We start from the raw sequence: 24470 nt of genomic DNA, 5'->3' as shown, positions 1-24470 counted from the left end.
TATTGGCTTTGTCGGATCATGGCATAATGCCTCTGTTTTGCCCGACGTGTCAAAAGGCATTTCGTGAAATACGAAATCGTTTATGACCAACAGGTTAGCTACTGTGCATGGGGTTGTTTTTCCATTTTTTAGTCACAGCCGCGACCGCACGGTCTTCTGAAGCAAAGGGCCGCCCCTTCGGGCGGCCCTTTCGTCTCGTTCAACGTGGTGCGGCTTACTCAGCGGCCTGCTTCTGCGGCGGCTCGAGCGCGCCGGACTTGTGGATGTCGGCGACCTGGTGATCGCTGAAGCCGAGCACGCTGCGCAGGATCTCGTCGGTGTGCTCGCCGAGCAGCGGGGAGCGCTCCACCTCGCTCGGGCTATCCGACAGCTTGATCGGATTGCCGACCGAGATGTACTTGCCGCGGGTCGGGTGATCGACCTCGACCACGGTGCCGGTCGCGCGCAGCGACTGGTCCTCGGCGATCTCCTTCATCGACAGGATCGGGCCGCAGGGGATGTCGTCCTTGTTGAGGATCTCCATCGCCTCGAATTTCGTCTTGGTCATCGTCCACTGTTCGATGCGGGCGAAGATCTCGTTGAGGCGCGGCAGGCGGACGGCCGGCTTGGCGTAGTTCGGATCGGTCTTCCAGGTGGGCTCGCCGATCACGTCGCAGATCTTCTCCCAGACCGGGGCCTGGGTGATGAAGTAGATGTAGGCGTTGGGATCGGTCTCCCAGCCCTTGCACTTCAGGATGCGGCCGGGCTGACCACCGCCGGAATCGTTGCCGGCGCGCGGCACGGCGTCGCCGAACGGAATGCCTTCGCCGAACTGGCTGTATTCCTTGAGCGGACCATGCGCGAGGCGCTGCTGGTCGCGCAGCTTGACGCGCGCGAGGTTGAGCACGCCGTCCTGCATCGCGGCGGTGACCTTCTGGCCCTTGCCCGAATGCGTGCGCTGATAGAGCGCGGTGACGATGCCGAGCGCCAGGTGCAGGCCGGTGCCGCTGTCGCCGATCTGCGCGCCGGTGACGAGCGGCAGGCCGTCGCGGAAGCCGGTGGTCGAGGCGGCGCCGCCGGTGCACTGCGCGACGTTCTCATAGACCTTGCAGTCTTCGTACGGTCCGGGGCCAAAGCCCTTGATCGAGGCGACGATCATCTTCGGGTTGATCGCCTGGATCTTCTCCCAGGGGAAGCCCATGCGGTCGAGCACGCCGGGGCCGAAGTTTTCGACCAGCACGTCGCACTTCTTGATCAGCTCGGTGAGGACTTCCTTGCCCTTGGGGTTCTTGGTGTCGAGCGTGATCGAGCGCTTGTTGTGGTTGAGCATGGTGAAATACAGGCTGTCCACGTTCGGGATGTCCTGCAGCTGGCCGCGGGTAATGTCGCCCACGCCCGGACGTTCCACCTTGATCACGTCGGCGCCGAACCATGCCAGCAGCTGCGTGCAGGTCGGTCCGGACTGGACGTGGGTGAAGTCGAGAATGCGAACGCCCTTGAGCGCTTTGGTCATCGTGTTGCTCCGTATACTCTGTCTGCCCCCGCAAACCGCAGGGAATTAAGGGTTGAAGGGGAGGACTTACTTTTTCTTCTGCAGAACGCTCTGCGGATTGAGGTTGCCGATGCGGCCGCTCTCCGAGCCCGCGGCCGGATCGATCACCGCGTTGATGAGCGTCGGCTTGCCCGAGGCCATCGCCTCGTTGACGGCGCGCTTGAGCTCGTCGGGCGAGGTGGCATTCACGCCGACGCCGCCGAAGGCTTCCATCATCTTGTCGTAGCGCGCGCCCTTGACGAACACCGTCGTCGCCGGATCGGCGTTGACGCTGTTGACGTCGGTGCCGCGATAGATGCCGTCATTGTTGAAGATGACGACGCAGATCGGAAGGTTGTAGCGGCAGATGGTCTCGACCTCCATGCCGGAGAAGCCGAAGGCCGAGTCGCCTTCCACCGCCAGCACGGGGTGGCCGGTCTCGAGCGCCGCCGCGATCGCCTGGCCCATGCCGATGCCCATCACGCCCCAGGTGCCGACGTCGAGGCGCTTGCGCGGCCTGTACATGTCGATGACGCCGCGGGCGAGGTCGAGCGTGTTGGCGCCCTCGTTGACGAGGATCGCCTCCGGGTGATCCTTGATCACGTTCTTCAGCACGCCGAGCGCGCCGTGATAATCCATCGGCGACTTGTTGTTCATGAGCTTCGGCGCCATCTTGGCGACGTTCTCGTCACGCTTGGACACGATGGCCTTGGTCCATTCGGCCGGCGGCGCGGTCCAACCCGTGCTGATCGCCTGATTGAAGGCCGATACGACCGAGCCGATGTCGCCGACGACGGGCGCGACGATCTCGACGTTGGAGTCCATCTCGCGCGGCTCGATGTCGACCTGGATGAACTTCTTGGGCGCTTCGCCCCAGCTCTTGCCCTTGCCGTGCGAGAGCAGCCAGTTCAGCCGGGCGCCGATCAGCAGCACGACGTCGGATTCTTTCAGCACCGTGGAGCGCGCGGCTCCAGCGCATTGCGGATGCGTGTCGGGGAGGAGGCCCTTGGCCATGCTCATCGGCAGGAACGGCACGCCGCTCTTCTCGACGAACGACTTGATCTCTTCATCGGCCTGCGCGTAGGCCGCGCCCTTGCCGAGGATGATGAGCGGACGTTTTGCGCTCTTGAGCACGTCGAGCGCGCGCTTGATTGACGCGGGCGAGGGGATCTGCGCGGGCGCGGCATCGATCACCTTGACCAGCGACTTCTGGCCGGCATCGGCGTTCATCACCTGGCCGAACAGCTTTGCCGGCAGGTCGAGATAGACGCCGCCCGGACGGCCCGAGACCGCGGCGCGGATGGCGCGGGCGAGACCGATGCCGATGTCCTGGGCGTGCAGCACGCGATAGGCCGCCTTGCACAGCGGCTTGGCGATCGCGAGCTGGTCCATCTCTTCGTAGTCGCCCTGCTGGAGGTCGACGATCTCGCGCTCGGAGGAGCCCGAGATCAGGATCATCGGGTAGCAGTTGGTGGTGGCGTGCGCGAGCGCGGTGAGACCGTTGAGGAAGCCGGGCGCCGACACCGTGAGGCAGACGCCGGGCTTCTTGGTGAGGTAGCCGGCAATGCCCGCGGCGTAGCCGGCGTTCTGCTCGTGGCGGAAGGAGATCACGCGAATACCTTCGGCCTGCGCCATGCGGCCCAAATCCGTGATCGGGATGCCCGGCACATTATAGATGGTGTTGATGCCGTTCAGCTTGAGCGCGTCGATGACGAGATGAAAGCCATCCGTCAATTCCTGCTCGGTGCCCGGTGCTTCGGACTTGGTCGCGGTATTCAGCATGGGCCTTGTCTCCCTGGTCTCATATGCCGTTTTAGGCTTTGTGGGCGAATGGCTCGCCCTTCTGGTGGACGTTGCTAGGTGAACAGTTCTTGACCGTGCGCTTCGACGTAAGCGGCAAGGCCAAGGGTGTGGTCGCGGGCGCGCTTCTCGGCGAGCTCGGTGTCGCGCGCTTCCAGTGCTTCGATCATGCTGAGATGCTCGGGCAGCGAAGTGGCGGTGCGATCCTTGCGTCCGATGGTGAGCTGGCGGTAGCCGCGCACGTGCAGCAGCAGGTCGTTGGTGAGATCGACCAGCACCGGCGATTCCGACAGCGAGATCAGCGCCTGGTGGAAGGCGATGTTGGCGCGCGAATATTCCTCGACGTGATCCTCGGGCAGGCGGTCCTTGCCGAAGTCCTTGAAGTAGTCGCGCAGCGCCGTGATGTCTTTCTTGCGTGCGGTGGTGGTGATCAGGCGGGCCGCCATGCTCTCCAGCGCCGCCCAGGCGCGGATCATGTCGACGATCTCGCTCTTGGTTCTGCGCACCACCATGATGCCGCGGCGCGGAACCGTCTTCACGAAGCCATCCTGCTCAAGCATCGCGATGGCTTCGCGGATCGGGGTGCGGCTCACACCCAGGCGTTCGGACAACGCGCGCTCGTCGAGCATCACCGGCTCGGGCGTCGAGTAGATGTCCATCTTGAGGATGGCTTCCTTCAAGGCGTCATACGCCTTGTTCTTGAAGCTGCTCTCCGGGGCAATACGAACGATTGCGATATCTGCCTCGGTCATGTTCGGCAACGCCTTGGTTGGTTTCCGCAGTGACACGACGAATCTCCTCCAGTGGGAGTCGTCTTTTACAGGATTATTAACGGGAAAGTTTTTGGCATACCACATGCCAGAATGTCAAGCTGGCTATTTTTTGCGGCGTTCTAAGTCATGCAGCAGCTTGACAAGTTGGCTTCTGGCATACCAAATGCCATCGCCAGCCATTTTTGATCCAAAGCGGCGGAGTAATGTGGGCTTTATGCCACTCCGTTCCGCGACATGGAACAGAGCGCGGCGAATGGCAAGCATCACGGGCAGCCGCTACACGCGCGCGCTTTGAAAGAACGAACTGAGGTCAAGGGAGAAGCCATATGTCCAATTCCAAAGATGCCGTCCGCAAAGTGCTCGACCAGGTCAAGGCGGACAACCGCACCAGCCTGACCGCGCCGGAAGGCAAGCTGGTCTGCGACGCCTACGGCATTCCGGTGCCGAAGGAGGGCGTGGCCAGGTCGGCGGGTGAGGCCGGCAAAATGGCCTCCTCGATGGGCTTCCCGGTGGTGATGAAGATCGTCTCGCCGGACATTCTCCACAAGACCGAAGCTGGCGGCGTCATCGTCGGCCTCAAGACGGCCGAGGATGCCGAGAAGGCCTACGAGACCATTCTCTCCAACGCCAAGAAGCACAAGTCCGATGCCAAGATCGAGGGCGTCCAGGTGCAGCAGATGCTGGCCGGCGGCACCGAAGTCATCGTCGGCTCGATCACCGACGGCTCGTTCGGCAAGCTGGTCGCCTTCGGCCTCGGCGGCGTGCTGGTCGAAGTCTTGAAGGACATCACCTTCCGCCTCGCACCCGCGACCAAGGAAGACGCGCTCTCGATGCTCGACGGCATCCAGGCGCATGAGATTTTGAAGGGCGTTCGCGGCGGCGAGGCGGTGAACCGTACTGCGCTCGCCGATGTCATCGTCAAGGTTTCGCAGCTCGTCACCGATTTCCCTGAAATCGTCGAGCTCGATCTCAACCCGGTGTTCGCGACGGCCAAGGACGCGATCGCCGCCGACGTGCGTATCGTCGTCGACTTCGCCTATGTGCCCAAGCCGAAGCCGCGCCCGACCGAAGAGATCGTCGCGGCCATGAGCCGCATCATGCAGCCGAAGGCGGTCGCCGTGGTCGGCGCCTCCGCCGAGGACGGCAAGATCGGCAACTCCGTGATGAAGAACCTCATCAACGGCGGCTACAAGGGCGACATCTATCCGATCCATCCCAAGGCCGCCGAGATCCTCGGCTACAAGGCCTACAAGAGCGTCAAGGACGTTTCGGGTGTGATCGACACGGCCGTGTTCGCGATCCCCGCGAAGTTCGTGGCGGCGGCGCTCACCGAATGCGGCGAGAAGAAAATCCCGGGTGCGGTGCTGATTCCGTCGGGCTTCGCTGAAGCCGGCGCGCCGGAGCTTCAGGCCGAGATCGTCGAGGTCGGCAAGAAGTACGACATCCGCCTGATGGGGCCGAACATTTACGGCTTCTATTATACGCCGGCCAATCTCTGCGCGACCTTCTGCACGGCTTACGACGTCAAGGGCCACGCGGCGCTGTCGTCGCAGTCGGGCGGCATCGGCATGGCCATCATCGGCTTCTCGCGCTCGGCGAAGATGGGCGTCTCGGCGATCGTCGGCCTCGGCAACAAGTCCGATATCGACGAGGACGATCTGCTCGCCTTTTTCGAGCAGGATCCGAACACGAACCTGATCGCCCAGCACTGCGAAGACCTCAAGGACGGCCGCGCCTTCGCGGAAGCCGCCAAGCGCGTCTCCAAGAAGAAGCCGGTCATCGTGCTCAAGGCCGGCCGCACCTCGGCCGGCGCAAAGGCGGCCTCGTCGCATACCGGCGCGCTCGCCGGTAACGACAAGATCTACGAGGACGTCCTGGCGCAGTCCGGCGTGATCCGGGCCCGCTCGCTGCGGCAGCTGCTCGAATTCGCCCGTGGCGTGCCGGTGCTGCCGACGCCGAAGGGCGAGAACGTACTGATCATCACCGGCGCCGGCGGCTCTGGCGTGCTGCTGTCGGACTCCTGCGTCGACAACGGCCTGTCGCTGATGTCGATGCCGCCGGATCTGGATGCGGCCTTCCGCAAGTTCATCCCGCCGTTCGGTGCGGCCGGAAATCCTGTGGATATCACCGGCGGCGAGCCGCCGATCACCTACGTCAACACGGTGAAGCTTGGCCTGTCGGATGAGCGGATCCATTCGCTGATCCTCGGCTACTGGCACACCATCGTCACGCCGCCGATGGTGTTCGCCCGCAACATGGTCGAGGTGAAGAAGGAGATGGAGGCCAAGGGCTTCGTGAAGCCGATCGTCGCCTCGCTCGCCGGCGACGTCGAGGTCGAGGAAGCGGCCGAATATCTCTACCAGAACGGCATCCCGGCCTACGCCTATTCCACCGAGCTGCCGGTCGAGGTGCTCGGCGCCAAGTACAAGTGGGCGCGCGGGGCAGGGCTGCTCTGAGACGACGAAGACGCTTCGGTATGATCCGGAGCGGGTGGTTATTCACCTCTCCCCGCGCGCGGGGAGAGGTCGAATTGCGAAGCAATTCGGGTGAGGGGACTCTCCCCGAGTCTAACTGTCACCGTCCTTGCGGAGACTCCCCCTCACCCTGACCCTCTCCCCGCAAGCGGGAGAGGGAAATAAGAATAGGGCGAGGGAGAACGGTCAGGTCGCGATGAGCAAGAACGTGATCCGGCGCAAATCGCTCGAGCCTCGATCGCCATCGGAGGCCGACCACGACGCGCGCGATGGTGGCGTGCAGTCCGTCGACCGCGCGCTGTCGATCCTCGAAACGCTGGCCGAAGACGACGAAGGCTACCGCCTCAGCGACCTCGCCGTGCGCACCGGCCTGTCGGCCTCGACCGTGCACCGCCTGCTGGCGACGCTGGAGAGCCGCCGCTTCGTGCAGTTCGACCGCGCCCAGTCCAAATGGCATGTCGGCGTGCGCAGCTTCACGGTCGGCGCGAGCTTTGCCCGGCGGCGTAATTTCTCCACGCAGGCGATTCCTTACTTGCGCAAGCTGCGCGATCTCACCCGCGAGACCGCCAATCTCGCTGTCGTCGACGACGAGTTCATCATCGTGCTGACCCGCATGGAGAGCCGCGAGATCATGCGCTCGCTGACCCAGGTCGGCGGCCGCGTCGCCATGGTGACGTCAGGCGTCGGCAAGGCAGTGCTCGCGACTTATTCGGACGAGGACGTCGGCGCGGTCATCCGCCATCACGGCATGCCTCGCCTGACCGAGAAGTCGATCGTGCGGCCGGGCGATCTGTTCAAGGAGCTCGAGAAGATCCGCAAGCAGGGTTTTGCGCTCGACGATGAAGAAGCTTGTATGGGCCTGCGCTGTATTGCCGCAGTGGTCTACAACGACTGCGCCGAGCCGCTCGCGGCGATTTCCGTCTCGGGCATGACCAGCCGCCTGACCGACGACAGATTGCCGGAAATCGGCCAAATCGTGCGCGAAGTCGCCGGCGAATTGACCGTCGCGCTCGGCGGGGTGATGCCGAAGTCTGGCTAACAAGGAACCGGGCCTGTCGCTGGACAGCATCGGCCGTTTTGGCTGATATGCGACCAAACGACACAATGCGGCAACCGATCAACGACGTCCGCACGAGCCCGGAGAATACCCTCATGTTTCAATTTCCCGCGCGCCTTGTCGGCGCAGCCGTCGCGTTGACCCTTGCGGCAGCTACGCCGGCCTTCGCCCAGCCGCTGGAGCTCAAGCTGATGGCGCCGGCGGCCCCGGGCGGGGGCTGGGACCAGACCGCGCGCTCGATGCAGCAGGCGCTGGTTGCCGCGGGCGTCGCGCGCAGCGTGCAGGTCACCAACGTTCCCGGCGCCGGCGGCAGCATCGGCATCGCGCAGTTCGTCAACGGCGCCAAGGGCGATGGCAACCAGCTGATGGTCAACGGCTTCGTCATGGTGGGCGCGCTCGCCATGAACAAATCGCCTGTCACGCTCGAGCAGGTGACGCCGATCGCACGCCTCACCGAGGAAATCCAGGTGATCGTGGTGCCGGCGAATTCGCCGATCAAGACCGCGCAGGATCTCGCCGCCGCGGTGAAAGCCGATATCGCCAAGGTGACCTTCGCCGGCGGCTCGGCCGGCGGCGTCGACCATGTCATGGCCGCGTTGTTCGCGGGCGCAGTCGGCGCCGACGCGAAGAAGATCAACTACATCCCGTTCTCCGGCGGCGGCGAATCGCTGGCGGCAATCCTCGGCGGCAAGGTCACCGCGGGCATTTCGGGGCTGAGCGAATATGACGGGCAGATCAAGTCCGGCAAGCTGCGCGCGATCGGCGTGACCTCGGAGAAGCGCATCGCGGGCAGCGACATCCCGACCTTTAGGGAGCAAGGCATCGACCTCGTGATCGCCAATTGGCGTTCGGTGGTCGCGCCTCCCGGCATCACGCCGGAGCAGCGCAAGACGCTGAGCGATGCGGTCGAGAAGATGGTGAAGTCGGACGCCTGGAAGGAGATCCTCAAGCAGAAGGGCTGGGAGGATGCCTATCTCGGCGGCGACGCCTTCGCCGACTTCCTGAAGAAGGAAACCGTGCGCGTCACCGACGTGCTGAAATCGGTCGGCCTGGTCAAGTCATGACCTCAGGCGATCCCGCCCAGCCGCGGCGCGTCGATCGCGCCGGCATCGTCATCGCTGTATTGCTCGCAGGTCTCGCCGCGGTGCTGGTCTGGGACGCGCGCGGGCTGCAATCCACTGCGATGTACGGGATGGGACCGGAGGCGATGCCGGTCGTGGTCGCCACCGGCCTTGGGCTGCTCGCGATCGGAAATTTCATCGACGCGCTACGCGGCAATCTGCCGGTGCGCGAGAGCGCCGATCCCGTGCCTGTGATTCTGATCCTGGTTGGCCTTGCGCTCCTCATTGCCATCATCGGCTTCGGCGGCGGCTTCATCCTGGCGACGTCAGCGCTGTTCGTGACGACGTCGGCAGCTTTCGGGCGCCGTGCCATCCTCGTCGACAGCATCATTGCCCTCGTGATGTCGACCCTCATCTATCTCGCGTTCGACCGGCTGTTGACGCTGAGCCTTCCGACCGGCCCGCTGGAGCGACTGCTGTGATGGACACCTTTGCCGCGCTGGCCCACGGCATGGCGGTCGCCGTCCAGCCGATGAACCTGCTCTATGCGCTGATCGGCGTGTTCCTCGGTACGGCCGTCGGCGTGCTACCCGGCATCGGCCCGGCCCTGACGGTCGCGCTGCTGCTGCCGGTGACCTACAAGCTCGACCCCGGCGGCTCGCTGATCATGTTTGCCGGCATCTATTATGGCGGCATGTATGGCGGATCGACCACCGCGATCCTGATCAACACGCCCGGCGAGAGTGCCTCGATGGCGACCGCGCTCGAAGGCAACAAGATGGCCAAGGCCGGCCGCGGCGGGCCGGCGCTTGCGACATCCGCGATCGGCTCCTTCGTCGCCGGCACCATCGCCACCATCGGGCTCGCGTTCCTCGCGCCGTGGCTGGTCGATTTCGCCGTGCGCTTCGGCCCCGAGGACTATTTCGCGCTGATGTGCGTCGCCTTCGTCACTGTGTCGGCGACCTTCGGCGATTCTCCGATCCGCGGCCTGACCAGCTTGTTCATCGGCCTGACGCTCGGCCTCGTCGGCATCGACAAGCTGACGGGGCAGGCGCGGCTTGCCTTCGGCGTCCCCGAGCTGCTCGACGGCGTCGAGGTGACCACGCTTGCGGTCGGTCTGTTCGCGGTGGGCGAGGCGCTCTACGTCGCATCGCGCCGCCACCACACCGAGGAAAAGCTCGAGCCGGTGCGCGGCTCGCTGTGGATGACCAAGGAAGACTGGAGGCGCTCGTGGAAGCCGTGGCTGCGCGGCACCATGTTCGGCTTCCCGATCGGCGCGCTGCCCGCGGGCGGCGCGGAGATTCCGACCTTTCTGTCCTATTCCACCGAGAAGCGGCTCACAAAACATCCGGAAGAATTCGGCAAGGGCGCGATCGAAGGCGTCGCGGGACCGGAGGCCGCCAACAACGCCTCCGCCGCCGGCACGCTGGTGCCGCTGCTCACGCTGGGATTGCCGACCTCGGCGACGGCCGCGATGATGCTGGCGGGGTTCCAGCAGTACGGCCTCAACCCGGGGCCGCTACTGTTTGCCGAGCGGCCTGACCTCGTGTGGGGCCTGATCGCCAGTCTCTTCATCGCCAATTGCATGTTGCTGGTGCTCAATCTGCCGCTGGTCGGACTGTGGGTGCGGTTGCTCGCGATCCCGCAGCCTTGGCTTTATGCCGGCATTCTCGTGTTCGCGACCATGGGCACCATCGCCGCAAAGCCCTCGGTGGTCGAATTGTCGATGCTGGCCGGCTTCGGCGTGCTCGGTTTCCTGATGCGCCGGTTCGACTTTCCGATCGCGCCCGTCGTCGTCGGCCTGATCCTCGGTCCGATCGCCGAGAGCCAGCTGCGCCGTGCGCTCGCGATCAGCCTCGGCGATCCCATGACGTTGCTCCAGAGCCCGATCTCGGCGACGCTGCTCGGCATCGCGCTGGTTGCGCTGCTGGCCCCGTTCGTGCTGAAGGGGATGGGGCGCTTCAAGGCGAACGAGGACTAGCCGTCCCGGCGCGAGCGTCCTCTAATGCTGCGTCCAGCTCGTTGAGGAAACGCCATGCCGTCGGAACTTCGCTCGCCCCGTCTCGCCGTCCTGATCGATGCCGACAACGCCTCTGCGAAGATCGCGGATGGGCTGTTCGAGGAGATTGCCAAGATCGGCGAGGCCAGCGTCCGCCGCATCTATGGCGACTTCTCCAATGCACGGTCCAGGGGCTGGGCCGACATTCTGTCGAAGCACGCCATCATCCCGCAGCAGCAATTCGCCTATACGACGGGAAAGAATGCCTCCGACATAACCCTGGTGATCGACGCCATGGACCTGCTTCACAGCGGCCGGTTCGACGGCTTCTGCCTGGTCTCCTCCGACAGCGACTTTACCCGTCTGGCCGCCCGCATCCGTGAGCAGGGCGTCGACGTGTTCGGGTTCGGCGAGCAGAAGACGCCGGAGAGCTTCAGGCAGGCCTGCCGAAGGTTCGTCTACACCGAGAACCTGGTCTCCGTCCCGGCGACCACCCAGGATGCCGCCTCAAGATCGACGTCGCTTCAGCCGCCCGATGCAGCCACGCCCATCATCAAGAAGGTCATCACCCAGATGGAGAGCGAAGACGGCTGGGTCGCGCTCGGCGAAGTCGGCCGGCAGCTCGCCAATCTGGCGTCCGATTTCGATCCGAGAACGTTCGGGTTCCGCAAGCTGAGTGACCTCGTACGCAAGACGAATTCGTTTGAGATCGATGAGCCAAAGGGCCGGTCGATGCGAATTCGCGTGAAGCCCGCTGCCGCCGCACCGCCGAGAAGGCGGAACCCGCGCAGGCCCGCAAGGGCGGGGACGACGGGCAGTTCGGCGCCTAAGGCGTAAGCAGGGTCTGCCGTTATATTTGCGCTTGCCCGCTATAGCGCAGGGCGTAACCATCGCTGGGCCGTAACGCCACGCGAGGGTCCCGATGACCAGACTTACCCGCTTCGCCGTCGCACCGCTGCATTCGATGACCCGGTGTCTGGCCGATGTCGCCTCCGCGCGCGTCGCACCGGATCTCGTGGTCACGGGGGCCCGGGTGCTTTCGACCTATTCCGAGCGCATCCATCCCGGTCGGGAGGTCTGGATCACCGGTGGCCGCGTCGCAGCGGTGAAACCGGCCGGGGCGGCGAAGAAGGTCTGGGGCGGGGTGCCACTTTACGACGCCGCCGGCGGCATCATCGCGCCGGGGCTGGTCGATCCGCACATCCACATCGAATCCTCCATGGTGACGGCCTGCGCCTATGCCGAGGCTGCGCTCCTCAACGGCACCACCACGATCTTCTGCGACAGCCACGAGATCGGCAACGTCATGGATGTCGCCGGTGTCGAGGCGATGCTGGAGGACGCGCGCGAGGCGCCGCTCTCGATCTTTTTGACGGTGCCGAGCACGGTGCCGGCCACGTCGGCGGAACTGGAGACCGCGGGCGGCGACCTCACGCCGGACAAGATCGCCGGCCTGTTCGACCGCTGGCCCGAAGCGGTCGCGCTCGGCGAGAAGATGGATTTCGTGCCTGTCACGATGGGCGACGAGCGCAGTCATGCCATCCTTGCCGCTGCCTTGAAGCGGGGACGGCCGGTGTCCGGACACGTTTACGGCCGTGAATTCGTCGCGGCCTATGCGGCGTCCGGCGTCACCGACACCCATGAGGCGATCGATCGCGACATCGCCGACGATCTGCTCGACGCCGGCGTCTGGGTTTTTCTGCGCGGCGGTCCGCCGACCACGCCCTGGCACTCGCTGCCGCAGGCGATCCGCACCATCACCGAGCTCGGTGCGTCGCACAAGCGTACGGCCGTGTGCACCGACGACCGTGATGCCGACGATCTTCTGCTGTTCGGTCTCGACTGGGTGGTGCGCGAGGCCGTAAAGGCCGGCATGTCGCCCGAACAGGCCTGGTCGATGGGCTCGCTGCATGGCGCCACACGCTTCGGCATGGAGGGCGATATCGGCGGGCTCGGCGGCGGCCGCCGCGCCGATCTCGTGCTGATGGACGATCAGCTCAGACCGCAATGCACCTGGTATGGCGGCGAGCTGGTGGTCGAGCACGGCAAGATTACGCCGCGGCTCGATCAGGCGCTGTCGCAACGCTATCAATATCCGAAGGCGGCCTATGCGACCGTAAAGCTTCCGGAGAAGGTCAAGCTGACGCCGGAATTGCCGGCGAAGGCGTGTACCGTCAATGCCATCAAGACCGCGCTGCCGGGCATTACGCTGATCCATGAGAAGGTCGCGATCGAGCCGACAAAGGATTGGCCGTCGCTGTTTGAGCGCTACGGCCTGTGCTTCGTCACGGTGGTCGAGCGCCACGGCAAGTCGGCCGGCAATGTCGCTTACGGCGTGCTGAAGGATTTCGGCCTGAAGCGCGGGGCGGTCGCCTCCAGCGTCGGGCACGACAGCCACAACATCATCGTCGCCGGCACCAACGAGGGCGACATGCAGGCGGCGATATCAGCCATCAAGGCGGAGCAGGGCGGTGTTTGCGTCGTCGCCGACGGCAAGGTGAGGGCGCTGGTTCCGCTGCCGATCGCCGGCCTGCTCTCCGACAGACGGGTCACCGAGGTCGCCGAAGCGGTCAAGGTGCTGAAGAAGGAATGGGCGGAAGCCGGCTGCACCATCCCCTACATGGGCTTCAATTTGATTCCGCTATCGGTCATTCCGGAAATTCGCATCACCGACAAGGGTCTCGTGCTGGTGCCGCAGATGGAGCTGGCGCCGCTGTTCGAGTGAGCGGCTTTCACGCCGATGTCGATCTAACCGTTTGAGACCGCCACGGTTTTTCCGCGGCTGCCGCATCGTGGAAAATAAAATCGATCTCGTTGAGATCGCATCTTGCACGCCTGATGATCGCACTCGCTGACGCAACTCAAGCGAGGTCCGATATGGCGAAGATGCGAGCCGTCGATGCTGCCGTGCGAATTCTGGAAAAGGAAGGCATCTCGACTGCCTTCGGCGTTCCCGGGGCCGCGATCAATCCGCTGTACTCGGCGCTGAAGAAGCGCGGGTCGATCCGCCACATTCTCGCGCGCCATGTCGAGGGCGCCTCGCATATGGCCGAGGGCTATACGCGGGCGAAGGCCGGCAATATCGGCGTCTGCATCGGCACGTCGGGTCCGGCCGGCACCGACATGATTACCGGGCTATATTCGGCGATCGCCGATTCCATTCCGATCCTCTGTATCACCGGGCAGGCGCCGCGCGCACGGCTCTACAAGGAGGACTTCCAGGCCGTCGACATCGAGTCGATTGCAAAGCCCGTGACCAAATGGGCTGTGACCGTGCGCGAGCCGGCGCTGGTGCCGCGTGTGTTCAGCCAGGCCTTTCACATCATGCGCTCGGGCCGGCCGGGTCCGGTGCTGATCGACATGCCGCTCGACGTGCAGGTCGCCGAGATCGAGTTCGACGACGAGACCTATGAGCCGCTGTCGGTCTACAAGCCCACCGCGACGCGCAAGCAGGTCGAGAAGGCGCTGGAGATGCTCAATGCCGCCGAGCGCCCGCTGATCGTCGCCGGTGGCGGTATCATCAACGCCGACGCCTCGGACCTGCTGGTGGAATTCGCCGAGATCGCCAACGTGCCGGTCGTGCCGACGCTGATGGCGTGGGGTGCGATCCCCGACGACCACGTGCTGATGGCCGGCATGGTCGGCCTTCAGACCAGCCACCGCTATGGCAATGCGACCATGCTGGAATCCGACTTCGTACTCGGCATCGGCAACCGCTGGGCCAACCGTCACACCGGCTCGGTCGAGACCTACACCAAGGGCCGCACCTTCGTGCATGTCGACATCGAGCCGACCCAGATCGGGCGCGTTTTCAATCCCGATCTCGGCATCGTCTCGGACGCCAAGGCCGCGCTCGAGCTCTTCGTCACCGTCGCCAGGGAGTGGCGTCGGTCAGGCAGGCTCCGCGAGCGCCAGGCGTGGCCCGCGGCCTGCCGCGATCGCAAGAAGACGATGCTGCGCAAGAGCCATTTCGACAACGTCCCGATCAAGCCGCAGCGCGTCTATGAGGAGATGAACAAGGCCTTCGGCCGCGACACCACCTATGTCACCGTGATCGGCTTGTCGCAGATCGCAGGCGCGCAGTTCTTGGGCGTCTACAAGCCGCGCAACTGGATCAATGCCGGGCAAGCCGGCCCGCTCGGCTGGACGCTGCCTGCCGCGCTCGGGGTGCGTGCGGCATGCCCGGATCGCGAGATCGTCGCGCTGTCCGGCGATTACGACTTCCAGTTCCTGATCGAGGAGCTCGCGGTCGGCGCGCAGTTCAATCTGCCCTACATCCACGTCGTCGTGAACAATTCCTATCTCGGCCTGATCCGCCAGGCCCAGCGCGGCTTCGACATGGATTATCACGTCCAGCTCTCCTTCGAGAACGTCAACGCACCGGAGCTCGGTGGCTACGGCGTCGACCATGTCGCGGTCGCCGAAGGCCTCGGCTGCAAGGCGATCCGCGTCACCGATCCCAAGGATACGCAGGCGGCGTTTGCGACCGCGCGTGAACTGATGGCGAAGCACCGCGTGCCCGTCGTGGTCGAGTTCATTCTCGAACGCGTCACCAACATCGCGATGGGCACGGAGATCGACAACATCGTCGAGTTCGAGGAGGTGCTGGATCTGCCGCTCGACGAGGTCGAGACCAAGCGGCCCGGCGTGCTGCAGCCGGCGGAATAGGGGAGAGCATCATGCCGAAATTTGCCGCCAACCTCACCATGCTCTTCAACGAGATGCCGTTTCCCGACCGCTTTGCCGCGGCGAAAGCGGCGGGCTTCTCCGGGGTCGAGTATCTCTTCCCGTACGATTTCGACAAGGCGCTGCTGCGCGAGCAGCTCGAAGCTCACGGGCTGACGCAGGTGCTGCACAACCTTCCAGCGGGCAACTGGGCAGCGGGCGAGCGCGGCATCGCGATCCTGCCCGATCGCGTCAGTGAATTTCGCGACGGCGTGTTCCGGGCCATCGACTACGCCAAGGCGCTCGATTGCGAGCAGCTCAACTGCCTCGTCGGCATCGCGCCTGCCGATGCCGACCCGCGCGAGCTCAACGAAACGCTGGTTGGCAACCTTCGCTTTGCCGCCTCGACGCTGGCGCGCGAGAACATCAAGCTCCTGGTCGAGCCGATCAACACGCTCGACATTCCCGGCTTCTACCTCAACGGCACCGAGCAGGCGGTTCAGCTGATCTCCGAGGTGCGGTCGAACAATCTGTTCATCCAGTACGACATCTACCACATGCAGATCATGGAGGGCGATCTCGCCCGGACCATGCAGGAATATCTCCCGCAGATCGCCCATATCCAGCTCGCCGACAATCCCGGTCGCCATGAGCCCGGCACCGGTGAGATCAACTACCCCTTCCTGTTCCGCCACCTCGACGCGATCGGCTATCGCGGCTGGATCGGCTGCGAATACAAGCCGCGCACCACGACGCTGGAAGGCCTGTCCTGGCACGCCGCGCAGACATTTGAGACCTGAGGAAACGTAGACATGATCGACATCGGCTTCATCGGACTTGGCACCATGGGACGGCCGATGGCCGGCCACCTTCTGGCCGCGGGCCATCGCGTGCTCCTGCATGACGTCGCGCCGGTCGCGCCTGAGCTGATTTCCGCGGGCGGCATCGCCTGCAAATCGGCGAAGGAAGTCGCGGAGGAGGCGGATGCGGTCATCATCATGGTGCCCGACACCCCGCACGTGGAGGCGGTGCTGTTCGGCAAGGACGGCGTCGCGAGCGGCATCTCCAAGGGCAAGATCGTCGTCGACATGAGCTCGATCTCGCCGCTGGCGACCAAGGAGTTCGCGAAGAAGATCGAGGCGCTCGGCGCGGACTATCTCGACGCGCCGGTGTCGGGCGGGGAGGTCGGGGCGAAAGCAGCGAGCCTCACCATCATGGTCGGCGGCCCGGAGCGGGCCTTTGGCACCATGAAGGCGATCTTCGACAAGATGGGCAAGAACGTCACGCATGTCGGCGCCAATGGCGATGGCCAGACGACGAAGGTCGCCAACCAGATCATCGTCGCACTGACGATTGAGGCGGTGAGCGAAGCGCTGCTGTTCGCATCCAAGGCGGGGGCCAATCCCGTTCTCGTGCGCAAGGCGTTGATGGGCGGTTTTGCATCGTCGCGGATTCTCGAAGTGCATGGCGAGCGCATGGTGAAGCGCAATTTCGAGCCGGGTTTCCGCATCGAGCTGCACCAGAAGGATCTCAACCTCGCGCTGGAAGGTGCGCGCGCGCTCGGCCTGTCGCTGCCGAGCACGGCATTGGCGCAGCAATTGTTCTCGTCCTGCGCCGCGCATGGCGGCAAGGCCTGGGATCATTCCGCGATGGTGCGGGCACTGGAACTGATGGCGGGACACGAGATCGCCGCAGCGTAAGTGTTACGCAGTAACACTCTCCAGATTTGGCCTGTCTTTCGTCGTGCGGGAACCGGAACAATGGTCCGACCCGCGGTTGAAGGCGCAGAACAATCACTGGAGAGTGTGGACATGAAGACCCGTCTTGCGATTTCGCTGGCTGCCGTGTCGCTGCTGGCGTCGAGTGCAGCCTTGGCCCAGTCGACGACCGAACAGGGCGCTAGGGACGGCGCGCGTGCGGGTGGCGACATCGGCGGACCGATCGGCGCGATGGTCGGCGGCACCGTCGGTGCGGCCGTCGGCGCCGGTCTCGAAATTCCGAATGCCGTGCTCGGCGGAATCCCGCGCGACGATTCCGTCGTGATCCACGAGCGCGTCATCGTCGGCGAGCCGCTGCCCCCGACCGTGGTGCTGCGCCCCGTGCCGAACTACACCGAGTATCGCTACGCGGTCGTGAACGATCGCCGCGTCATCGTCGAACCGCGCACGCGCCGCGTCGTCAAGATCATCGACTGATCGATCAGAGCGTGAAGGCTTTGAAGAGCCGGGCCCTGCGGAGCGTCACTCCGCGGGGCCCTAGTTCGTCAGGGCCGAATTGGCGCGGAAGCGCGCCATGATCCAATCGGTGACGGCGGCGAGCGCAAAGCCGATGCAGGCGGTGCCGGCATCGACAAGAAAATCGTCCAGCCGTGCATGCCGTCCCGGTGCCCAGAACTGCATCAGCTCGAGCACGCCGATCAGGACCACCGCGACGGCCGCGACAGCCCAGCGGCGATTCCGGTAGGCGAGGCCGAAGGCCAGTCCGACCAGGATGAAGGCGAGGGCGTGCTCGCCGTCCTGGCCGAGATCGGAATGGGGCCGCAGGCCGGGCGGGCCGAGGGTTGCGAAAGTGACGGCGGCCGCGAGCAGCCAGGCAAAAAAGCGAATAAAAATGGGCATCCGGTGCCGATAGCACGGATTTGCAACGGCCTGTTGCGGGGCAGGGATCAGATCGCCGTGTAGTTAATGACGAAACGTTAAAGTGGCTCGCGCACGCCGAGGCCGTGCATGAAGCGTTCCCGGATCTGAACGGGATCCCTGCGGGTGGTACCCACGCCCGGCTTGTCGTCGATGCGGACCGCGATCAGGCTCGGCTCGGAGGCGGACAGGGCCTCGTCGACCAGCCGCTCGAAATCCTCCTCGTCCGCGGCCCAGGCGCTGTTGGCAAGTCCCGAGCCGGAGGCGATCGCGACGATGTCAGCCACACTCGCGGCCGGCGTCGGCTGCGCACCGGTGATCTGGTAGATGCCGTTGTCCATCACGATCATGATGAGGTTCTTCGGCCTCAACGCCGCAATCGTCGCGAGCGCGCCGAGCTGCATCAGCAGCGAGCCGTCGCCTTCGAGCGCGAAGACTCGGCGATCGGGCTGGGCCAGCGCGACGCCTAATGCGATCGGGAAAGCCAGCCCCATGCTGCCGAGCATGTAGAAGTTCTGCGGGCGATGGCCGGCGGCCCAGAGATCGAAATTGGTGTTGCCGATGCCGCCGATCACCGCTTCCTCGTGCTTGAGCCTGGCGATCAGGCGCGAGGTGACATCGAAGCGGTTCATGACCTTGGTGTTGCGGTTGTCCAAATCTGTGCTCATTCTGGCCGGCCTCACTTGTCGAAAACCTTGCCGCCGGTGAGCAGCGGGTTGAGGATCAGCGCCACCGGCGCCTGCGTGGTCACGGCCTGCTTGATCGAGCGGTCGGCGATGAATTCGAGCTCGTCGAGCCGGGTGATGGTGTGGTGCTCCAGCGCGAGTGAATCCAGCACCGGGCGCATGGTCCGGCAGACCAGCGATTGCCCGTAATTGAACTCGCCAAGCGTGCCGCGCTCGGAGACGAACATGATCAGCGGGATCTGGTAGGGCACCGCGAGCGAGGCCAGCACGTTGGCGAGCGTGGCGAAGCCGGAGGTCTGCATCAGCACCGCGCCGCGCCGTCCGCCCATCCAGGCGCCGGAGACGATGCCGACGGCCTCTTCCTCGCGGGCGGTGGCAAAGGTGGTGAAGAAGGGGTCGGCGTGCAGGTTCTTGATCAGCGGCGTCAGCACGCGGTCGGGCACGTAAGGGATCAGGCTGATCTCGTTCCGCTTCAGGGTCTGCAGGACGATGCCGTGCCAGCTCCTGTCGCTGGCGCCTTGTGCCGCCTGGGGCGAGGTCTGCTGTTCCGCAAGCGCCATTGCGTTCTCCCTTGAGCCGCGCATGCTTCTTGGTTCTGGTCGTCGCGGCGGTCTGCCGAACTTGACGCAGGCAGCGGGATTGTCAACATGTCCGGGCCAGCACCGTGATCTGCGCCAGACGGCCTGCCGTGGCCGGCACCGCCATGTCATAAGCGGCGATAATGCAAAAACGGGAGGAACGCATGGACGGAGCGCGGGGTGCGCTGGCCTTGCGGGTCTCCTTGAGAGAGCCGGAAGGGTCCTGATGTCCGTCAATAGCAAGCGCGTCTTCTACGTCAAATACCTGGCCAATCCGATCTATATCGACATCCTGAAGGCGCGGTCCGACGTCCGGCTCGATCGCATCGAGAACGAGAGCCCCGAAGATTTCTACGCCCCGATCCTGAACGCGGCGCATGTTTACCAGATCGGCGCCGCCCGCGACGAGCTTGCTCCGCATTTCCATGTCGATGCCGCCTTCCTGAAGCGCACGCCGAACCTGTTGCTGGTCTCCAGCAATGGCGCGGGCTTCGACCCTGTCGACGTCGAGGCCTGCACCGATGCGGGCGTGCTGGTCGTCAACCAGTCCGGTGGCAACGCGCATTCCGTCGCCGAGCATGCGCTGGCGATGATGCTGACGCTGTCCAAGCGCATCATCCAGTCCGACCGCAAGCTCCGCAGGGAGGCCAACGTCAACCGCAACGAGCTCGTCGGCAACGAGGTCGAGCACAAGACCGTGGGCATCATCGGCCTCGGCAATGTCGGCCGCCGCATTGCCGCGCTGTGCAAGGGCCTGCTCGGCATGACGGTGCTGGCCTATGACCCGTATTTGTCGGCCGAGGTGATGGCCGAGCGGGGCGGGGAGAAGGTCGAGCTCGACGAGCTGCTGCGCCGCGCCGATTTCGTCTCGATCTCCTGTCCGCTCGACAAGAAAAGCCGCAACATGATCAGCACGCGCGAATTCGCGCTGATGCAGCCGCACGCCTATTTCATCACCACGGCGCGCGGCTTCATCCACGACGAGGATGCGCTGCTCCAGGCGCTCCGCGACAAGCGCATTGCCGGTGCCGGCCTCGACGTCTGGTCGAAGGAGCCGCCGCCGCCCGAGCATCCGCTGCTCCAGTTCGACAACGTGCTGGCGAGCCCGCACACCGCAGGCGTGACGATCGAGGCGCGCCAGAACATGGGCCGCATCGCCGCCGAGCAGGTGCTGGACACGCTCGACGGCAAACGCCCGCCGCGCATCATCAATCCCGAGGTCTGGCCGCGCTACGCCGAGCGCTTCAAGCAGGCGTTCGGCGTGACGCCGGGGTAGGAACGTGCGAACCCCGATCGCGCTCCGATCGTTGGTTACGAGGATGCAAATAGAAAGCTGCGGATTTTACTGATGGCGTGAATGAACGCGTATCACTTGTCCTGTAGTTGAAAGTCCATGAGCATATTTTCGATTGCGACATCAGGACTTTCCGCGGCGAGTTTGCGTGTGAACGTGGCCGCGAGCAACATCGCCAATGTGCGCACGACCGGCCCGCTACCCGCTTCAAGCGGATCGAGCACATCGGCCGGTGCGGGCGGCTCGAGCATTGGCCCGACATTTCCAGCGGCCTATGTGCCGTTGCGCGTCGATCAGGTCTCCCAATCGAGCGGCTCGACGCCAGGCGGTACGGTCGCGACCGTGTCGACGGTTTCGCCGAGCTATGCCGCACAATCCGACCCCAGCGCTCCCTTCGCAAACGAGGACGGCCTGGTCGCCGCGCCGAACGTCGATCTCGCCAGCGAGTTCGTTCAAATGGCGGCCGCCAAGTACAGCTTCATCGCCAATGCGAAGGTCATTCAAGCCTACGCCGAGACAGAACAGACCCTCCTCGATATCAAGACGTGATCGCTGACGGATTGTATCGACGCCTGCGTTGGCGACGGGAACCGTCACCGATCTTGATCCGCGTCAAAATCTCCTTTCCCGGTTCAGGCTAAATGGGATTAAAGTGCCGCCGGGGCACGCTGGCGCAGGCAGGAGGTCCCATGTCAACTTATGTCGTCAGGTTCATGAAGGACGTGCTCGGCCAGTACGGCCGGCAGATCGAGGTTTGCCAGGGCACGCTCGAAATCGACGCCACCGACGAGGACGAAGCAAGGGAGCGGGCGAAGGCGCGGTTTTGCAAGGACCAGGCGCTGCATCACTGGTCGCTGCATGCCGACCGGATCCAGGTCAAGCCGGCTGACTTTCCCTCGTAAGGTTTAACGGCCCGGTGCCGGTAGCGTCGGCGGAGCGGTGACGCCCGCGCCGAGCGATCGCTGCACCATGACGGTGTCCGACCAGCGGCCGTGGCGATAGGCGACGCCGCAGAGCAGGCCGGCGCGCGCGAAGCCGAATTTTTCGTGCAGCGCCAGCGAGGGCGCGTTGTCGGCATCGATATAGCCGATCATCTGGCGGAAGCCGGCCGCCGCGCACGCATCGATCATTCCCTGGAGCAGCAGCCGTCCGACGCCGCGACCAAGATGCTCGTGGTGGACGTAGATCGAGTGCTTGGCGGTGTAGCGGTAGGCCGGGCGCTTGCGGAACAGCACGGCATAGGCATAGCCGACCACCTCGCCGCGATAGGTCGCGACCAGATGCGGCAGGCGGGTCTGCTTCAGGTTCTTGCGGCGGTCGCGCAGATCGTCCGGTTCGGGCGCGCCGGTTCCCTCGACATCGCGCGGCACCCCATTGCGGACGTGATGGCGGTAGATCGCCAGCATCGCCTCGACATCGCTCTCCCGTGAGGGGCGGACCAGAACCGGTTCGTCATCTGTACGCGCAATCGCTGTTTCGTTCATCGGCACCTACTCGGCAACGACGTAAGTATAGAGGCCGATGCGGCCCTGTGCATCGATCTCCTTGTAGACGCCTTGGATTTCCACATCGAACCCCGGGAACGTGTTGAAGCAGGTTTCGAACATCTTGAGATAATCCACCATGGGCTTGGCCCGCTCCGTCAGCCGTTCGCCGGGCACGATGGTGGCGATGCCGGGCGGGTAGACCACGAAGGGCGTGGTGGCGATGCGGCCCGCGATCGCCTCGATCGGCAAATAGTCGACGTCGTTCTTGAACAGATAGCGCGCGGCATCGCGGGGCGACATCGCGATCTCGGGCATGTGCTCGGGCATGAACTGCCGGGCCTGGAGGGCGCTGACATCGGCGGCGCGGAAGAAGCGGTGCATCTCGCCGCAGAGATCGCGCAGCCGCACACCGGCATAGCGCGCCTGACGCCGCTGGTAAAATTCGGGGATGACGTCGGCCAGCAACGCGTTGTCGTCATGCAGCCTTTTGAATGCGACAAGCCCGGAGATCAGCGTGCCGGCCTTGCTCGCCTCGACGCCGGGGGTGAGCAGGAAGAGCAGGGAGTTGAGGTCGTTCTTCTCAGGGACGATGCGGTTTTCGCGCAAATACTGCGCGACCACAGGCGCGGGAATGCCGTGCTCGGCATAGGCGCCGGTGGTGCGATCGAAGCCGGGCGTCAGCAGCGTCAGCTTGTTCGGGTCGGTCATGGCAAAGCCTTCCGCAAGGTCCGGGAAGCCGTGCCAGTTGGTATCCGGCGAGAGCTGCCACAGCGCGGGGTTGGTGGCGAGCTCGTCGGTGGAGAGGGTCTCCCAGGCGACGTTGTGCGCGGCGCCGGGGCGGCTGACGTCGGGAATGGTGACGCGATCGGGAACAAAGGGCTCGAAGAACCAGCGGCGATCCGGATTTTGCTCCTTCTCCTCGAACTCCCGGCGCATGGCGCGGATCTTCTTGCGCAGCTCGATGCCGAGCCGGATCGTGTCGTCCCACAGCACCTCGCCCGAGCGGCCCTTCATCATCTGCGCGCCGACGTCGAGGGAGGCGAACAGCGGGTAGAACGGCGAGGTCGAGGCGTGCTGCATGAAGCTCTCGTTGAAGCGGCGGTGTTCGACGCGCCGCTTCTGGCCGCGGATATGGCGGTCCTTGATGTGGATTTGGGAGGCCTGCGAGAAGCTTGCGAGCTGCTTGTGGGTGGATTGCGTCGCGATGATGCCGGGCGCTTCGGGAGAAAGGTTCGCCAGCCCCATGGCAAAGCGGCCGGCATAGAGCGGGTGGAACTTCATGAAGCCGGCCCAGGCCTCGTCGAACAGGATGTATTCGCAGAGATGGCCGATGCGCTTCAGGATCATCTCGGCGCTGTGGATCGAGCCGTCATAGGTGCACTGCTCCGACGACGGCGACGCGGAACGGCCGCTCCTTGCGCCAGGCGTCCTTGTCCGTCACCAGCGGATGGTTCCGGATCGCCTCGCGCAGGGCCTTTTCGTCGAGCATGTCCCAGCGCATCGGGCCGATCAGGCCCCAGGCATTGCGGATGGTCGGCACGTAGATCGGGATGCCGCCATTGATCATCAGCGCGCCGTGATGGGCGGCCTTGTGATTGTTGCGGTCGAACAGCACGAGGTCGCCGTCGGTGACGAGGGCGCCGAGCGCGACCTTGTTCGAGGTCGAGGTGCCGTTGAGCACGAAATAGGTCTTTTCCGCACCAAAAATCTGGGCGGCTTCCTTCTGCGCCCTCAGCGCGGGACCCTCATGGGTGAGGAGGTCGCCGAGGTCGAGCACGGAATTGTCGAGGTCGTCGCGGAACACGGATTCGCCGAGATGCTCGACGAAGACCCGGCCGATCGGACTGCGGTTGTAGAACACGCCGCCATTGTGACCCGGACAGGTCCAGAGCTGGTTGCCTTCCTCGGCGTAGTCGACCAGCGCGCCGAAGAACGGCGTCTTCAGCGTCTCGGCATATTGCTTGAGCCGGCTGATCAAATTCTTGGCGATGAAGGTCGGCGTCTCCTCGGAGAGGAAGACATAGCCGTCGATGAAGTCGAGCACCTCGACCGGCAAATCCTCGAAGCGCTTGCGCCGGATCAGGAGGATGATCGGGAAGTCGAGGCCGCGGCGCCGCATCAGGTTGATCAGCGCCGAGGTCTTCCCCTCGAGGCCCTTCTTGCCCCAGTCCACCACCATGCAGCCGATCGCGGCGTCGGTCTGTACCGCGATCTCCGCGTCCTCCAGTCTGCGGGCCCTCACGACCTCGAAGCCGGAGCGCTGGATCTCCTCGATAATCTGGTTGAAGCGGATGCCTTCCAGATCGTCGGCGTCGAACACAGGTGCGGCGAACAGGAAGTTGAAGCGCTTGAAATAATCCATGGTGTGTCCCGAATCTACAGAGACTGGCAGGTCTCTGCACTTTCGATGACAGTTCTATGACAATCGCCCGATCCAGCGGGGATCGTGT

The 24470-nt window shown here is 64.6% G+C and carries 21 protein-coding genes and 1 pseudogene; 14 read left to right on the top strand and 8 right to left on the bottom strand.

The genetic code is table 11. The features are described from left to right. Positions 1–214: 214 nt before the first annotated feature. The 3 genes from frc to AB7531_RS31155 form a co-directional block, all read right to left on the bottom strand. A complete protein-coding gene (gene frc / locus AB7531_RS31165; RefSeq protein WP_063984521.1) occupies positions 215–1492 on the bottom strand; it encodes a formyl-CoA transferase in 1278 nt (425 codons plus the stop codon). 66 nt (positions 1493–1558) lie between these two features. Further along, entirely contained in the window at positions 1559–3292 is a 1734-nt protein-coding gene (gene oxc, locus AB7531_RS31160) for an oxalyl-CoA decarboxylase (protein ID WP_063984520.1), read from the bottom strand. Positions 3293–3366: 74 nt separating this feature from the next. Next, on the bottom strand, positions 3367–4062 hold the full coding sequence (locus AB7531_RS31155) for a GntR family transcriptional regulator (RefSeq protein WP_166105920.1): 696 nt from the start codon (positions 4060–4062) through the stop codon (positions 3367–3369). A gap of 347 nt (positions 4063–4409) precedes the next feature. On the opposite strand from AB7531_RS31155, the gene AB7531_RS31150 reads away from it, so the two are divergent. The 11 genes from AB7531_RS31150 to AB7531_RS31100 all read left to right on the top strand — a co-directional run bounded on the left by AB7531_RS31150 (position 4410) and on the right by AB7531_RS31100 (position 17534). Next, complete coding sequence (locus AB7531_RS31150; protein ID WP_063984518.1) at positions 4410–6539, top strand: acetate--CoA ligase family protein; 2130 nt, start codon at positions 4410–4412, stop codon at positions 6537–6539. A gap of 214 nt (positions 6540–6753) precedes the next feature. Continuing rightward, positions 6754–7596 (top strand): IclR family transcriptional regulator, encoded by an 843-nt coding sequence (locus AB7531_RS31145; protein ID WP_063984517.1) that lies wholly within the window; start codon positions 6754–6756, stop codon positions 7594–7596. 113 nt (positions 7597–7709) lie between these two features. Then, positions 7710–8678: a Bug family tripartite tricarboxylate transporter substrate binding protein gene (locus AB7531_RS31140; protein WP_063986542.1), complete on the top strand. Its 969-nt coding sequence runs from the start codon at positions 7710–7712 to the stop codon at positions 8676–8678. Next, complete coding sequence (locus AB7531_RS31135; RefSeq protein WP_063984516.1) at positions 8675–9157, top strand: tripartite tricarboxylate transporter TctB family protein; 483 nt, start codon at positions 8675–8677, stop codon at positions 9155–9157. Before AB7531_RS31140 ends, AB7531_RS31135 begins: the two co-directional genes overlap by 4 nt. Then, positions 9157–10656 carry a tripartite tricarboxylate transporter permease gene (locus AB7531_RS31130; protein WP_063984515.1) on the top strand — a complete coding sequence of 500 codons (1500 nt, stop codon included), beginning with the start codon at positions 9157–9159 and terminating at the stop codon, positions 10654–10656. The genes AB7531_RS31135 and AB7531_RS31130 overlap by 1 nt, the downstream gene beginning before the upstream one ends. A gap of 54 nt (positions 10657–10710) precedes the next feature. Next, positions 10711–11511, top strand: coding sequence for an NYN domain-containing protein (locus AB7531_RS31125; RefSeq protein ID WP_028150272.1), 801 nt, complete (start codon positions 10711–10713; stop codon positions 11509–11511). 85 nt (positions 11512–11596) lie between these two features. Beyond that, positions 11597–13399, top strand: a complete 1803-nt coding sequence (locus tag AB7531_RS31120; protein WP_063984514.1) for an adenine deaminase C-terminal domain-containing protein — start codon at positions 11597–11599, stop codon at positions 13397–13399. A gap of 152 nt (positions 13400–13551) precedes the next feature. After that, on the top strand, positions 13552–15342 hold the full coding sequence (gene gcl, locus AB7531_RS31115) for a glyoxylate carboligase (RefSeq protein ID WP_063984513.1): 1791 nt from the start codon (positions 13552–13554) through the stop codon (positions 15340–15342). Between the two features lie 11 nt (positions 15343–15353). Further along, positions 15354–16139, top strand: coding sequence for a hydroxypyruvate isomerase (hyi, locus tag AB7531_RS31110; protein ID WP_063984512.1), 786 nt, complete (start codon positions 15354–15356; stop codon positions 16137–16139). A gap of 12 nt (positions 16140–16151) precedes the next feature. Continuing rightward, positions 16152–17039 (top strand): 2-hydroxy-3-oxopropionate reductase, encoded by an 888-nt coding sequence (locus AB7531_RS31105; RefSeq protein WP_063984511.1) that lies wholly within the window; start codon positions 16152–16154, stop codon positions 17037–17039. A 111-nt stretch (positions 17040–17150) separates the two neighbouring features. After that, positions 17151–17534, top strand: a complete 384-nt coding sequence (locus AB7531_RS31100) for a DUF1236 domain-containing protein (RefSeq protein WP_063984510.1) — start codon at positions 17151–17153, stop codon at positions 17532–17534. 60 nt (positions 17535–17594) lie between these two features. Here the strand turns inward: AB7531_RS31100 and AB7531_RS31095 are convergent, their stop codons facing one another. From AB7531_RS31095 to AB7531_RS31085, 3 genes are all read right to left on the bottom strand, one after another. Further along, positions 17595–17957, bottom strand: coding sequence for a VanZ family protein (locus tag AB7531_RS31095; protein WP_063984509.1), 363 nt, complete (start codon positions 17955–17957; stop codon positions 17595–17597). Positions 17958–18034: 77 nt separating this feature from the next. Beyond that, positions 18035–18643: a thiamine pyrophosphate-dependent enzyme gene (locus AB7531_RS31090; protein ID WP_063984508.1), complete on the bottom strand. Its 609-nt coding sequence runs from the start codon at positions 18641–18643 to the stop codon at positions 18035–18037. Positions 18644–18654: 11 nt separating this feature from the next. Then, complete coding sequence (locus AB7531_RS31085) at positions 18655–19221, bottom strand: thiamine pyrophosphate-binding protein (RefSeq protein WP_014496644.1); 567 nt, start codon at positions 19219–19221, stop codon at positions 18655–18657. A gap of 244 nt (positions 19222–19465) precedes the next feature. Between AB7531_RS31085 and AB7531_RS31080 the strand changes: the two genes are divergently transcribed. From AB7531_RS31080 to AB7531_RS31070, 3 genes are all read left to right on the top strand, one after another. Beyond that, positions 19466–20515 carry a hydroxyacid dehydrogenase gene (locus AB7531_RS31080; protein WP_063984507.1) on the top strand — a complete coding sequence of 350 codons (1050 nt, stop codon included), beginning with the start codon at positions 19466–19468 and terminating at the stop codon, positions 20513–20515. A gap of 117 nt (positions 20516–20632) precedes the next feature. Continuing rightward, a complete protein-coding gene (locus AB7531_RS31075; RefSeq protein WP_063984506.1) occupies positions 20633–21082 on the top strand; it encodes a flagellar basal body rod protein FlgC in 450 nt (149 codons plus the stop codon). A 140-nt stretch (positions 21083–21222) separates the two neighbouring features. Further along, positions 21223–21435, top strand: a complete 213-nt coding sequence (locus AB7531_RS31070) for a hypothetical protein (protein WP_028150282.1) — start codon at positions 21223–21225, stop codon at positions 21433–21435. Between the two features lie 3 nt (positions 21436–21438). On the opposite strand, the gene AB7531_RS31065 is transcribed toward AB7531_RS31070, so the two are convergent. Together AB7531_RS31065 and AB7531_RS31060 are read right to left on the bottom strand one after the other, a co-directional pair. Further along, positions 21439–22017: a GNAT family N-acetyltransferase gene (locus tag AB7531_RS31065; protein WP_014496638.1), complete on the bottom strand. Its 579-nt coding sequence runs from the start codon at positions 22015–22017 to the stop codon at positions 21439–21441. A 6-nt stretch (positions 22018–22023) separates the two neighbouring features. After that, positions 22024–24382: pseudogene (locus AB7531_RS31060) on the bottom strand (Orn/Lys/Arg decarboxylase N-terminal domain-containing protein). Between the last annotated feature and the right edge of the window lie 88 nt (positions 24383–24470).

The sequence above is a fragment of the Bradyrhizobium sp. 63_E2_N1_3 genome (assembly GCF_052076005.1).
GTDB classification, from domain to species: domain Bacteria; phylum Pseudomonadota; class Alphaproteobacteria; order Rhizobiales; family Xanthobacteraceae; genus Bradyrhizobium; species Bradyrhizobium barranii.
This window is presented reverse-complemented; position numbering and strand designations above follow the sequence as displayed.